Consider the following 13,163-nt stretch of genomic DNA (forward strand, 5'->3'; position numbering starts at 1 on the left):
TCGGTGGCAGCAGGAGCTGGTCGGAAAGGTCAGGGAGCGCTACGCGGGAGGCATTGCGCTCCCTGACCCGAGCGAGGTGACTAGTTGACGACGTCGTCCACGGAGGGCGACTCGGACCGCGACAGGTTGATGCCGAGGTTCGCGGCCGCGCGCTCCAGGTCCTCGTCGTCGCCGTCGCGCATCTCGATCGCGGCACCGTCCGAAGACAGGACCTCGACGTTGAGGCACAGCGACTGCAGCTCCTTGAGCAGCACCTTGAAGGACTCCGGGATACCGGGTTCCGGGATGTTCTCGCCCTTGACGATGGCCTCGTAGACCTTCACGCGGCCGAGCACGTCGTCGGACTTGATGGTGAGCAGCTCCTGCAGGGTGTACGCGGCGCCGTACGCCTGCATCGCCCAGCACTCCATCTCACCGAAGCGCTGACCACCGAACTGCGCCTTACCACCCAGCGGCTGCTGCGTGATCATCGAGTACGGGCCGGTCGAACGCGCGTGGATCTTGTCGTCGACCAGGTGCAGCAGCTTCAGGATGTACATGTAGCCGACCGACACCGGGAACGGGTACGGCTCGCCGGAGCGACCGTCGAAGAGCTGAGCCTTGCCGTTCTCCTTGACCATCCGCTCACCGTCGCGGTTCGGGATGGTCGAGCCCAGCAGACCCGTGATCTCCTCTTCCTTCGCACCGTCGAACACCGGCGTCGCCGTGCGGGTGCCCGGCTCGACGTCGTACAGCTCCTCGGGCAGGTTCTTCGCCCAGTCCGGGTCGCCGTTGATGCTCCAGCCCTGCTTGGCGATCCACCCGAGGTGGGTCTCCAGCACCTGGCCGATGTTCATACGACGCGGCACACCGTGCGTGTTCAGGATGATGTCGACCGGCGTGCCGTCCTCGAGGAACGGCATGTCCTCCGCGGGGAGGATCTTGCCGATGACGCCCTTGTTGCCGTGGCGGCCGGCGAGCTTGTCACCGTCCTGGATCTTGCGCTTCTGGGCCACGTAGACGCGGACGAGCTCGTTCACGCCCGGAGGCAGCTCGTCGTCGTCCTCACGGCTGAAGACGCGGATGCCGATGACCTTGCCGTACTCACCGTGCGGCACCTTGAGCGAGGTGTCGCGGACCTCGCGCGCCTTCTCGCCGAAGATCGCGCGGAGCAGGCGCTCCTCCGGGGTCAGCTCGGTCTCGCCCTTGGGCGTGACCTTGCCGACGAGGATGTCGCCCGGCTGCACCTCGGCACCGATGCGGATGATGCCGCGCTCGTCGAGGTCCGCCAGGACCTCCTCGGAGACGTTCGGGATGTCCCGGGTGATCTCCTCGGCGCCGAGCTTCGTGTCGCGGGCGTCGATCTCGTGCTCCTCGATGTGGATCGAGGTGAGAACGTCGTCCTGCACGAGGCGCTGCGACAGGATGATCGCGTCCTCGTAGTTGTGGCCTTCCCACGGCATGATCGCCACGAGCAGGTTCTTGCCGAGCGCCATCTCACCGTTCTCGGTGCACGGCCCGTCGGCCAGGACCTGACCCGCCTCGACCCGGTCGCCCTCGTTGACGATGGGCTTCTGGTTGATGCAGGTGCCCTGGTTCGAGCGACGGAACTTGTGCAGCGCGTAGGTGTTGCGCGCACCGTCGTCGGCCATGACGGTGATGTAGTCGGCGGAGACCTCCTCGACCACACCGGTCTTCTTCGCGACGACGACGTCACCGGCGTCGACCGCGGCACGCAGCTCCATGCCGGTGCCGACCAGCGGCGACTCGGAACGCAGCAGCGGCACGGCCTGACGCTGCATGTTCGCACCCATCAGGGCGCGGTTGGCGTCGTCGTGCTCGAGGAACGGGATCATGGCGGTCGCGGCCGACACCATCTGGCGCGGCGAGACGTCCATGTAGTCGACGTCCATCGGGTCGATGAACTCGACCTCGCCGCCCTTCTTGCGGACCAGGACGCGGTCGTCGGTGAAGTTGCCCTCGTCGTCGGTCGGCGAGTTGGCCTGCGCCTTGACGAAGCGGTCTTCCTCGTCCGCGGTCAGGTAGTCGATCTGGTCGGTGACCCGGCCCTCGACGACCTTGCGGTACGGCGTCTCGATGAAGCCGAACGGGTTGACCCGCGCGTACGACGAGAGCGAACCGATCAGACCGATGTTCGGGCCTTCCGGCGTCTCGATCGGGCACATGCGGCCGTAGTGCGACGGGTGGACGTCACGGACCTCCATGCCGGCCCGCTCACGGGACAGACCACCGGGCCCCAGCGCCGACAGGCGGCGCTTGTGGGTCAGACCCGCGAGCGGGTTGGTCTGGTCCATGAACTGCGACAGCTGCGAGGTGCCGAAGAACTCCTTGATCGCCGCCACGACGGGACGGATGTTGATCAGGGTCTGCGGCGTGATGGCCTCGACGTCCTGCGTGGTCATGCGCTCGCGGACGACGCGCTCCATGCGGGACAGACCGACGCGGATCTGGTTCTGGATCAGCTCACCGACGGTGCGCAGGCGGCGGTTGCCGAAGTGGTCGATGTCGTCGACCTCGACGGGAACCTCGGTGCCGTCGGCACCGTCCATCTGCGTCTCACCCGCGTGCAGGCGGACCAGGTACTCGATCGTCGTGACGATGTCGTCCTCGGTCAGCACACCGGTGTTGATGTCGGTGGTCAGGCCCAGCTTCTTGTTGACCTTGTACCGGCCGACCTTCGCCAGGTCGTAGCGCTTGTCCTTGAAGAACAGGTTCTCCAGCAGGGCCTGCGCCGACTCCTTCGTCGGCGGCTCGCCCGGACGCAGCTTGCGGTAGATGTCGAGCAACGCCTCGTCGGTACCCGCGGTGTGGTCCTTCTCGAGCGTGGTCAGCAACGTCTCGCTGAACGCGAACCGCTCGCGGATCTGCTCCGTGCTCCAGCCCAGAGCCTTCAACAGCACCGTCACCGGCTGGCGACGCTTGCGGTCGATGCGGACACCCACGGTGTCGCGCTTGTCGACGTCGAACTCCAGCCAGGCACCCCGGGACGGGATGATCTTGACGCTGAAGACGTCCTTGTCCGTCGTCTTGTCGACCGCGGTGTCGTAGTAGACACCCGGAGAACGCACGAGCTGCGAGACAACCACGCGCTCGGTGCCGTTGATGATGAACGTGCCCTTGTCCGTCATCATCGGGAAGTCACCCATGAACACCGTCTGGCTCTTGATCTCACCAGTGGTGTGGTTGGTGAACTCCGCCGTGACGAACAGCGGTGCCGCGTACGTCATGTCCTTGTCCTTGCACTCTTCGGTCGAGGCCTTGACCTCGTCGAAGCGCGGGTCGGAGAAGGACAGTGACATGGAGCCGGAGAAGTCCTCGATCGGCGAGATCTCGTTGAGAACCTCTTCGAGACCGCTGGTCGGGGTCTCGTCACCGGCGTCGACGCGGCGCTGGAACCACGCCTCGTCACCGGTGAGCCATTCGAACGACTGGATCTGCAGGTCGAGCAGGTTGGGCGTCGAGAGCGGCTCGTGAATCTTTGCGAACGAGACGCGCTTCGGCGCTCCAGGGATCCCCGACGTGGAGTTGGTCGCAGCAGTGGCCTTGGTCGCGCGAGAGATCGCCAAGATGCGTCCTTCCAGGGACAGGTAGCTGGCTAGAGCGAACTAGCACGGCTGTCAAGGGTGCGGCGATGCCCGACTAATCCACGCTCTCGGCGAAGGGCAAGCGGAAAATGGGCAGCGCAAAGGGGCAGTCTAGCCACGCGCACGGCGACTGTCGAGAGGCACCTGGAAGGACCCTCCTCTTGCTCACCGACAGAGTGACCCTGCATGAGCGTGCAGTCAAGATGTGGACAGCCGATCCACTCTGTGGATGGAGCGCTCTTCACCGTCCGTCACCCATTTGACCTGCACAAACACGCGTGCGGCCGATTTGGTGGGAAGTTGGCGGCTTTCAAGCGGACTTACAGAGCGCCACGAGATTTGTGTGACGGAGATCACGTGTGTCGGGACTGGCGGAGGGTGTTCCAGCAGTGCTTCCAGGGCACCTCTGAGGGTTGTTGATCTTACGACACCCCACCCGGCCTCCGAACACCGGCCCGACCCAAACGACCGCCTCCCAAAGCCCCCGCGAAAGTACGCGGGGAGCTTTCGTACTCCAGAAGAGGACGGCGGGCCCCCGCGTGCCGTGCGGTCAGCAGCCTTGGAGCTGGCGGGCCTGGTCGGCCGTGGCGCCGAACATCTCCATGTTGTCGATCTTCCAGCGGCCGCCGGAGTCGACGGCGCTCACGCGCAGCATGGCGGTGCCGCCGCCCGACTGGTTGTCGGTGGTGCGGGTGGTGACCTGGTCGGCGAAGACCAGGACGGTGGCGTGGCCGTCCTTCAGCGACGAGACCGCGGAGGAGACCACCCGGACGGTCACGACCAGCTTCTGCTGCGGCGCGACCTCCTTCACCGGGCCGAACACGGCGTTGTACTGGCAGAGGGCCTTGCCGGTGAGCAGCTCGCGGGCGGCCTTCTCGGTGGACTCGACGTCGGCGAAGTTGTACGAGAACGACTTCTCGACGGCCTCGCGGATCTGGCCGTTCACCGCCGAGGTGGTCGCGGAGTCGACCAGTGCCGCGTCGTAGGACACCGAACGCGACTTGACCAGGAAGAACGTGCCGAGGCCGCCGAACAGGACCGCGACCGCGAACAGCGCCGCGGGCAGCAGCCAGCCGGGCCTGGCACCGGACTTGGCGGTGACCGGCTCGGCCTCGGCGGCCTTCGAGGGCTTCGGCTGCTTCGTGGCGGGCGGCGTCCACTCGACCGCCGCCGGGGCCTTGAGCTCCTCGGCCTCCTGCTCCCCAGCCGCCTCAACGACCTCCGCAGCCTCCACGGCCTCCTGGTCCGCGGGAGCCACCGCCTCCTCGGCGACCTCGGACGCCTCAGGCGCCTCGGCGGTGCGCCGGTGCAGGCCGGCGACCTTCGGGCGGCCTCCAGCGGGCGGGGTGGGGATCGGGCGGCGGCGGGATGGGGGCACGTGCACTCGTCCTATCAGTTCTGGCCGAATCAGACGCCGGCCCGCAGCGGACCGAGCTGGCTCAGCTTCCAGCCGTCGTCGGTGCGGGTGAGCTTGGTCAGGTACCGGTTGATCTTGGTGACCTGCTTGCCGTCGGCGGGGGTCACGGTGCTCTCGACGACGGCGATCATCGACGCGGTGCCCGCGCGGTCGTCCAGCTCGGTGATCGCGGAGTCGAGCACCTTCGACGTCGTCACGGACTTCGCGTCGACCAGCTGCTTCTTGCGCGAGTCCTTGTCCTTGTCGATCTCCGCGCGCAGCTCGCCGGTCGAGGAGTTGAGCCAGCGCTGCAGGTCCTCGTCGACCTTCTTGTAGTCGAGCGTCAGGAAGTTCGTGATGCCGACCTGGCCGGAGCGCAGGGCGTCGTCGCGCGTGGCGGCGAACGCCGACTCGGACGAGTGCGCCGCCGAGTACCAGGCGACACCGAAGTACGCGGCGTACCCGAACGTCAGCACCGCCAGCACCGCGGCGACCACCGTGAACATCCGCACTACTTCTTCTCCTCTGGCAAACCCAGCAGCTGACCGAGCGACGTCAGCAGCGGCAGCTCCTGGACCGCCTGCTGCCCCGTCGGCTCCTGCCCCGGCTGCGTCGTGGCGTTGCCGACCGGGGTCGTCGGCGTCCCACCGTACGGAGCATTCTGCGAGCCTCGCACCGAAGTCGCCGATCCGCGCGCGAGAGCGCAGTAGGCCTGCGTGTTCAGCGGCGCGGCGGAGGTGTCGTTGCCCGGACGGATCTTCGTGCCCTCGTAACCGACGGTGCACGGCATCGGGTCGAACACGTTCAGCGCGAGCCCGAAGTGCGCGGAGCCGTCGCCCGGCGCCACGGTGAACCCGCCACCGACGGCGATCGGGTACGTCACGGCGATCTGCTCCAGGCCGTCGCGCCTGGTCACGAGGATGTTCGAGGTGGTCAGCAGGTTCGCGAACACCACGCCGAGGTTCGGGCCGCTCTCCTTCAGCAGCGCCGACACCTGCTCCGACGCCGGCGGCACGGCGACGATCAACCGCCGCAGGTCGCCGTCGGACGCCTTCAGCTGCTCCGCGATCAACCTCAGGTCACCGCTGAACGACCGGATGGCGCCACCGGAAGAGGCCTGCGTGGACAGCACGATCTTGCCGTCCTTGAGCAGCTGCGTCGTCTGCGGCAGGTGCTCGCGGGCGGCCGCGGTGAACGCCGCGGTGTTGTCGATGAGCACCTGCAGGTCGCCACCGGTGCCGTTGAACGCGTTGTGCAGCTCGTCGACCACGGTCCGCAACGAGTCCGTGGGCACCGACGACGCGAACGCGTCCAGGTTCGACAGCAGCCCGTCCACCGGCGGGGGCGTGCGCGTGGCCGACCGCGGGATGACCGAGCCCGCCTGCAGGTACGGGCCGTCGTCCGTCTTCGGCCGCAGGTCCACGTACTGCTCGCCGACGGCAGACCGGTTGGCCACGACGGCCTCGGTCGACGCCGGCACGCGCGGCGCGTCCGAGTTCAGCTCCAGGTCGACGTCGACGCCGTCGGAGGTGAGCCGCAGCTGCCCGACCCGGCCGATCGTCACCCCGCGGTAGGTGACCTCGGCGTTGGTGAAGATGCCGCCGGAGTCGGCGAGCTGCACGGTCACGACCGTCGACGACGACTTGAACAGCCCGACGTACGACGCGCTGACGTACGAGATGCCCAGCAACGCGACCAGCACGAACGCGCCGATCTTGACCTTCGTCCCGCGCGTGATCACTTGCGACCACCTCCCAGCAGCCCGCCGAGCAGGTCGCCCAGCCCGGACCCGGTGCCCTGGCTGAGTCCCGGCAACGGGATGTTCGGCAACGGCAGCGGCGTGCCCTGGGTCGGCACGAGCGAGTCCAGCGGGGACTGCCGCGACCGGCCGAGGTTGTCGAGGATGTTGCCGAGGTTGAGGTCCAGGTTGGCGTAGAGGTTCGAGTAGTCGCCCTTGATGCCGTCGACCGCAGCGTCCGGGAACGGGTAGGTCAGCAGCAGCTCGAACGCCTTGGGCAGGTTCTGCCCCGACTCGGCGAGCTTCTGCAACGTCGGCTGCAGGGCCTTCAGGTCCGCGACGATGTCGTCCCGGCTCTTGTTGACCGTGTCCACCGCGACGTCGGAGAGCTTGTCCAGCGACTGCAGCAACGTCACCAGCTGCGTGCGCTGCTCGGCGATCACCCGCAGGCCCGGTTCCAGGTCCGTCAGCGCCACCGCGATCTTCTCCCGCTGCTGAGCCAGCGTCCCGGCCAGCCGGTTGATCGAGTCCAGCGCGCGGACGATCTCCGCCTTGTGCTTGTCCAGCTCCCCGACGAACGTGTTCAGGTTGCCCAGCAACGAGCGGATCTCCTGCTCGTTGCCCTCCATCGCGGCGTTGAGCTCCTTGGTGATGTTCTGCAGCTGCGCCACACCACCACCGTTGAGCAGCAACGACAACGCGCCGAAGACCTCTTCGACCTCGGGGTTGCGGTTCGTCTTCGCCAACGGGATCACGGCGTTGTCCGCGAGCTTCCCGGTCGCGTCCTTGGGCTTGCCCAGCTCGACGAACTTCTCGCCGAGCAGCGCCGACTGCCGCAGGTTCGCGAACGCGTTGGCCGGCAGCTGCACGTCACCGTTGACCAGCATGGTCACCTCGGCGGTCCAGCCGTCCGGTGCGAGGTCGATCTGCTCGACCCGTCCGACCGGCACGTCGTTGACCTTCACGCCCGCCTGCGGCACCAGGTCGAGCACGTCCTTGAACTGCGCCTTGACCCGGTACGGGTGGTCACCGACGTCGGCACCGCCCGGCAGCGGCATGTTGTAGACGCCGTCGAACCCGCCGGAACCACAGCCGGCGAGGACCAGCGCTGACAACACGATCGCGAGCTTCTTCACCGCGGCACCCCCGCAACCGGCAGGGGCAGCGGCAGCTTGCCCGCGTTCAGGTCGCTGATGATCTGCGCCGGTGACTGGAGCGGCACCGCGCCGGACAGGACGGGCTCCAGCTGCTTGCACGTCTGGGCGAGCACCGGCGGCACGTTCTTCGGCGTGGCCTGCTGCACCAGCTTGCAGATCAGCACGATCGGCGGCTGGTTGAGCTCGTTGATGTCCGCGCGGGTGTCGAGCGTGCCGGACGCCGCGTTGTAGGAGTTCTGCAGGTTGCCCAGCGCCAGCGGGGCCACGTCGAGCGTCTCGGCCAGCGCCGCCCGCTGGTTCACCAGCACCTGCGTGATCGAGGCCAACTTGTCCACGTTGGACTTGAGCACCTCGCGGTTGTCCTTGATGAAACCCTGCACCTGCTGCAGCGCGGTCGCCAGCTCGTTCAGCGCGGCACCGAGATCACCGCGCTCGTCGGCCAGCAGCTTGGTGACGTCGGCCAGCTGCTTGTTGAAGTCCCGCACCTGGCTGTCGTTCGCGGCCAGCATCGCGGTGAACTTCTGCAGGTTGTCCACCGTGGCGAACAGGTCCTCTTTGGACCCCGACAGCGTCCGGGTGGCCTGGCCGAGGTTCTTCAACGTGTCGTTGAGCGCCTGACCGTTGCCGCCGAGGTTCTTCGCCGCGGAGTTGAGCAGGTCCGCCAACGCTCCGTCGGCGTTGGCACCGTTGGGGCCCAACGCGGTCGTGAGCTTGTCCAGCGACTGGTAGAGCTCGTCCAGCTCGACCGGCGTCGCGGTGCGCTCGCGCGGGATCACGGCGTTGTCGCCCATCGTCGGCCCACCGGTGTAGGCGGGCGCGAGCTGCACGTACCGGTCGCTGACCACGCTCGGCGCGACCACGACGGCCTGGGCGTTCTCCGGGACCCGCACCGAGCGGTCGAGGCTGAACACCACCCGCACGGACTTGCCCTCCGGCACGACCTCGTCGATCGTGCCGACCTTCACGCCGAGCACCCGCACGTCACCGCCGGGGTAGACGCCCACGGCCGCGGCGAAGTGCGCGGTGACCTTGCGCTCGTTCATGCCCGAGAAGATCCACCACAGCGCCGCCGTCGCGACGAGCGCGAGCACGCAGGCCATCGCGATCGCGCGCCCCAGCTTGCTGTTGGCCGCCGTTGTCATCGCTGCACCCCCGGAGGCAGGCAGCCTTCCTCGTTGAACCCGACGACGCCGAGGTTCACCGAGGGCGGCAGCAGACCGCAGATGTAGGTGTCGAACCAGCGCCCGTTGCCGAGGGTGTTCGCGAACACCCGGTAGAACGGCGCCATCAACGCGAGGCTGCGGTCGAGGTTGTCCTGGTTGCGCTGCAGGATCGCGGTGACCCTGCCGAGCTGCTCCAGCGCCGGCTTGAGCTGGTTCTGGTTGTCCTGCACCAGACCGCTGAGCTCACGGGACAGGTCGCGCGTCCCGGTCAGCAGCGCGGTGATCGCCTCGCGCCGCTTGCGGATCTCGCCGAGCAGCAGGTTGCCGTCCGAGAGCAACTTCTCGAACTCGGAGTTGCGGTCGGCCAGCGTCTTGGTCAGCTGCCTGGTGTTGTCCAGCAGCTTGGCCAGCTGCTCGTCCCGCGACGAGATCGTCTTCGACAGCGCGGACAGGCCGTCCAACGCGCCCCGCACGTGCTCGGGCGAGTTCTTGAAGGTGTCGGACAGCACCGTGAAGCTGTCCGCGAGCTGCTTGGTGTCGATCTGGCCGACGGTCGTCGCGAGCCCGTTGAACGCCTCGTTCACGTCGTACGGCGCGAGCGTGCGCTCCTTCGGGATCGGGTTGCCGGGCGACAGCGGCTGGGTGCCCTGCGGGTCGAGCGACAGGAACTTCTGGCCCAGCAACGTCTTGATGCGGATCATGGCGGTCGTCCGGTCGCCCACCCAGGCGTCCTTGACCTTGAACGTGACCCGCACGCGGTCGCCGTTGAGCGCGACCTTGGTGACCTTGCCGACCTTCACGCCGGCGACGCGGACCTCGTTGCCCGGCACCAGCCCCGCGGCCTCGCTGAAGTCCGCGGCGTAGCTCGTGCCACCGCCGACGATCGGCAGGTCGTCCGAGTAGAACGCGGCCAGCAGCAGCAGGACGATCAACGTCAGGCTGATCGCGCCGGTCCTGATCGGGTTGCGCTGTTTCATCGGCGGCACCTCTGCTGTGTCACCGGCAACGCCGTGATCGGAATCGGGTTCGAGATGACCGGAGGCACGGCGACCTTGCCGCCGGCCTCGCACAGGAAGAAGTTGAACCACGAGCCGTAGGTCGCGGTGCGCGTGATCGTCTCCAGCTTGTTCGGCAGCCGCTGCAGCACGCCGTCGACGATCTGTTCGTTGTCGCCCAAGGTCCGCGAGACCAGGCCGAGCTGGGCGATGTCGTTCTTCAACGGCTCGCGGCCCTGCTGCAGCAGTCCGGCGGTGGCGTTGGTGAGGTCGCCGAGCGCGGTGATGGCGTCACCGATCGGCTGGCGGTCCTGCGCGAGCCCGGACACCAGCGTCTGCAACGTGATCACGAGGTGGTTGAAGTCCTCACCGCGTGAGTTCACGGTGTCGAGCGCGGTGTTGAGGTTGTCGACGACCTCGCCGATCACCTTGTCCTTGCTCGCCAGCGTGCTGGTCAGTGACGCCGTGTGCTGCAGCAGGCTGTCGATCGTGCTGCCTTCTCCCTGCAGCACCTGGATGATCTCGAACGACAGCTTGTTCACGTCCTCCGGCGACAGCGCCTGGAAGAGCGGCTTGAAGCCGTTGAACAGCACGGTCAGGTCGAGCGCGGGCTTGGTGCGCTCCAACGGGATCGTGCCGCCCTCGGGCAGCACCGCCTTGGTGTCACCGGTGCCGGCCTCCAACGCGATGTACCGCTGTCCCACCAGGTTGCGGTACTTGATCGTCGCGGTGACCGAGCCGGGCAGCTTGCGGTCTCCGTCGAGCGAGAACTCGACCTCGGCGGTCTTGCGGTCCACGACCTTGATGCCGTCGACCTGCCCGACGCGCACACCGGCGATGCGGACGTCGTCGCCCTTGTTCAACGCCGTCACGTCGGTGAACCGCGCCTTGTAGTCCGTGGCACCGGCGAGGTTCACGTTGGCGATGGTGACCGCGAGCAACGTCGTGGCGAGGATCGTGACCACCGCGAAGGTGACCAGCTTCAGCAGCGGAGCGAGCACTCCCCTCACTTGACCGTCACCTCCGTTCCGCGCACCAGCGGTCCGAGCAGCAGGCTCGACCAGCCCGGCATGTCCTGGGGGTCCACCCCGATCCGCGGTCCGAAGAGCGCCGCGATCAACCTGGCCTCCTCCGGCGAGTTGGCGAGCCGCAGCACGTCCTGCGCCGACGACGTCGAGGTGTTGCCGGCGTTGGCGGGCGGCAGGATCCCGTCGTGCGCCACGCGGGCGGGCGGCGGCGAGCTGGACCCGTCCTTCACCGGCCCGTCCGGCGGGTACTGCGGGAACGGGTCCGGCCGCGGCACGAGGTCGTAGCAGCGAGGGCCGCGCTTGTCGGAGTACTTCGGCTCATCGAGGTTCGGCTTGTACTTGCCGCGGTTCTGCGTGATCTCCAGCGTGATGTGCAGCCCCGGCTCGTTGGTGCCCTCGCCGAACGCCTTGCTGATGATCGGTTCGAAATCCGCGAGCCCCTTGAGCAGGCACGGGTACTCGGGCGCGTACTTGGCGAGCAGCTCCAGCGTCGGGCGGCTGGTGTCGGCGAGCCCGATGATGTTGTTCTTGTTGACCGTGACGAAGCTGGTGAGGTCCTGCGACGTCGTGGTCAGCGACCCGTACAGCGCCAGCAGGTTGTCCCGCTGCTCCACGACCGTCTTGGTCGTCGTGGTCATGTCGTTGAGCGCCTGCAACAGATCCGGCGCCGCGTCCGCGTAGACGTTGGCGACGTCCGCGAGCTTGGAGATGTTCTCCTTCAACGCGGGCAGCTGCGGGTTGAGCTCACCGAGGTAGGAGTTCAGCGACACCAGCGTCTGGCCGAGCGGCTTGCCGCGGCCGTCGAGCGCCTGCGACAACGCGGTCAGCGTGGTGGCGAGCTTCTCCGGCTGGATCGCCTGCAGCACCGGCATCAGGTTGTCCAGCACGCGTTCCAGCTCGATCGCGCTGCTGGTCTTGTCCTGCTGGATGACCGCGCCCTCTTTGATCGCCGCGCTCTTCTGCTGCGGCAGCACGAGGTTGACGTACCGCTCACCGAACAACGTCTTGGGCAGCAACCGCGCGCTGACGTTGGCGGGGATCTGGTCGACCTTGTCCGGCAGCAGCGCGAGCTCCAGCTCGGCGCCGTCCCCGCTGGTGCGGATGGACTTCACCGACCCGACGATCAGGCCGCGCACCTTGACGTCACTGGCCGTCTGCAGCTGGTTGCCGATGTGGTCGGTCTTGAGCGTGACCTTCACGTAGTCGCTGAAGGCGTCCTTGTACAGCGCCACCGTCAGCGACAGGAACATGGCGATCGCGAGGAGGAACGCGATGCCCAGCACACGCTTCCTCATCCCGCGATCCTCACCGTCGTCGTGGCGCCCCAGATCGCGAGGCTCAGGAAGAAGTCGAGCAGCGCCGTCGTGACGATCGCGGTCCGCACCGCGCGACCGACCGCCACGCCGACGCCCGCCGGACCACCGGACGCGCGGTAGCCGTAGTAGCAGTGCGTCATGATGATCACGACCGCGAACACCAGCACCTTGCCGAACGACCAGAGCACGTCGACCGGTGGCAGGAACAGGTTGAAGTAGTGGTCGTACGTGCCCGCCGACTGCCCGTAGAACTCCACGGTGATCGTCCGCGCCGCCAGGTAGCTCGTCAGCAGGCCGATCACGTACAGCGGGATGATCGCGACGAACCCGGCGATGATCCGCGTGGTCACCAGGAACGGCAGACTCGGGATGCCCATGACCTCCAGCGCGTCGATCTCCTCGGAGATCCGCATCGCACCGAGCTGGGCGGTGAACCCGGACCCGACCGTCGCCGACAACGCGAGTCCCGCGACGAGCGGCGCGATCTCACGGGTGTTGAAGTACGCCGACACGAACCCGGCGAACGCCGAGGTGCCGATCTGGTTGAGCGCCGTGAAGCCCTGCAGACCCACGACCGTGCCGGTGAACACCGACAGCCCGACCATCACCCCGATCGTGCCGCCGATGACCGCGAGCGCCCCCGACCCGAAGCTCACCTCGGCGAGCAGCCGCAGGGTCTCCTTCATGTACCGCTTGAGCGCACGAGGCGTCCACGCCAGCGCCTTGAGGTAGAACGCCAGCTGGTCGCCGAACCCGTCCAGTCCGGACAGCACCTTGTTCGCCATC

10 protein-coding genes are annotated in these 13,163 nt (G+C 67.5%); all 10 read right to left on the minus strand.

Features of this window, described 5'->3' with window-relative positions; all coding sequences use genetic code 11:
* Positions 1–80: 80 nt before the first annotated feature.
* Positions 81–3,566, minus strand: a complete 3,486-nt coding sequence (locus tag ABZV40_RS02900) for a DNA-directed RNA polymerase subunit beta (protein ID WP_355434760.1) — start codon at positions 3,564–3,566, stop codon at positions 81–83.
* Between the two features lie 568 nt (positions 3,567–4,134).
* Positions 4,135–4,962, minus strand: a complete 828-nt coding sequence (locus tag ABZV40_RS02905; RefSeq protein WP_355434763.1) for a hypothetical protein — start codon at positions 4,960–4,962, stop codon at positions 4,135–4,137.
* Positions 4,963–4,991: 29 nt separating this feature from the next.
* Positions 4,992–5,492 (minus strand): hypothetical protein, encoded by a 501-nt coding sequence (locus ABZV40_RS02910; RefSeq protein WP_355434765.1) that lies wholly within the window; start codon positions 5,490–5,492, stop codon positions 4,992–4,994.
* Positions 5,492–6,721 (minus strand): MCE family protein, encoded by a 1,230-nt coding sequence (locus tag ABZV40_RS02915; RefSeq protein ID WP_355434768.1) that lies wholly within the window; start codon positions 6,719–6,721, stop codon positions 5,492–5,494. The genes ABZV40_RS02910 and ABZV40_RS02915 overlap by 1 nt, the downstream gene beginning before the upstream one ends.
* Positions 6,718–7,854 (minus strand): MCE family protein, encoded by a 1,137-nt coding sequence (locus tag ABZV40_RS02920; RefSeq protein WP_355434771.1) that lies wholly within the window; start codon positions 7,852–7,854, stop codon positions 6,718–6,720. Before ABZV40_RS02920 ends, ABZV40_RS02915 begins: the two co-directional genes overlap by 4 nt.
* Positions 7,851–9,017, minus strand: a complete 1,167-nt coding sequence (locus tag ABZV40_RS02925) for an MCE family protein (RefSeq protein ID WP_355434774.1) — start codon at positions 9,015–9,017, stop codon at positions 7,851–7,853. The genes ABZV40_RS02920 and ABZV40_RS02925 overlap by 4 nt, the downstream gene beginning before the upstream one ends.
* Positions 9,014–10,024 (minus strand): MCE family protein, encoded by a 1,011-nt coding sequence (locus tag ABZV40_RS02930; RefSeq protein WP_355434776.1) that lies wholly within the window; start codon positions 10,022–10,024, stop codon positions 9,014–9,016. Before ABZV40_RS02930 ends, ABZV40_RS02925 begins: the two co-directional genes overlap by 4 nt.
* Positions 10,012–11,043: an MCE family protein gene (locus ABZV40_RS02935; protein ID WP_355434779.1), complete on the minus strand. Its 1,032-nt coding sequence runs from the start codon at positions 11,041–11,043 to the stop codon at positions 10,012–10,014. The genes ABZV40_RS02930 and ABZV40_RS02935 overlap by 13 nt, the downstream gene beginning before the upstream one ends.
* Positions 11,040–12,356 carry an MCE family protein gene (locus ABZV40_RS02940; protein WP_355434782.1) on the minus strand — a complete coding sequence of 439 codons (1,317 nt, stop codon included), beginning with the start codon at positions 12,354–12,356 and terminating at the stop codon, positions 11,040–11,042. Before ABZV40_RS02940 ends, ABZV40_RS02935 begins: the two co-directional genes overlap by 4 nt.
* Positions 12,353–13,162, minus strand: a complete 810-nt coding sequence (locus tag ABZV40_RS02945) for an ABC transporter permease (RefSeq protein ID WP_355434785.1) — start codon at positions 13,160–13,162, stop codon at positions 12,353–12,355. Before ABZV40_RS02945 ends, ABZV40_RS02940 begins: the two co-directional genes overlap by 4 nt.
* Position 13,163: the final 1 nt, after the last annotated feature.

Source organism: Lentzea sp. NPDC004782, assembly GCF_040609115.1.
GTDB lineage: Bacteria > Actinomycetota > Actinomycetes > Mycobacteriales > Pseudonocardiaceae > Lentzea.

Coding starts and splice junctions, on each gene's coding strand:
- ABZV40_RS02925 (WP_355434774.1), bottom strand. CDS start 9,017: ATGACAACGGCGGCCAACAGCAAGCTGGGGCGCGCGATCGCGATGGCC.
- ABZV40_RS02940 (WP_355434782.1), bottom strand. CDS start 12,356: ATGAGGAAGCGTGTGCTGGGCATCGCGTTCCTCCTCGCGATCGCCATG.
- ABZV40_RS02945 (WP_355434785.1), bottom strand. CDS start 13,162: ATGGCGAACAAGGTGCTGTCCGGACTGGACGGGTTCGGCGACCAGCTG.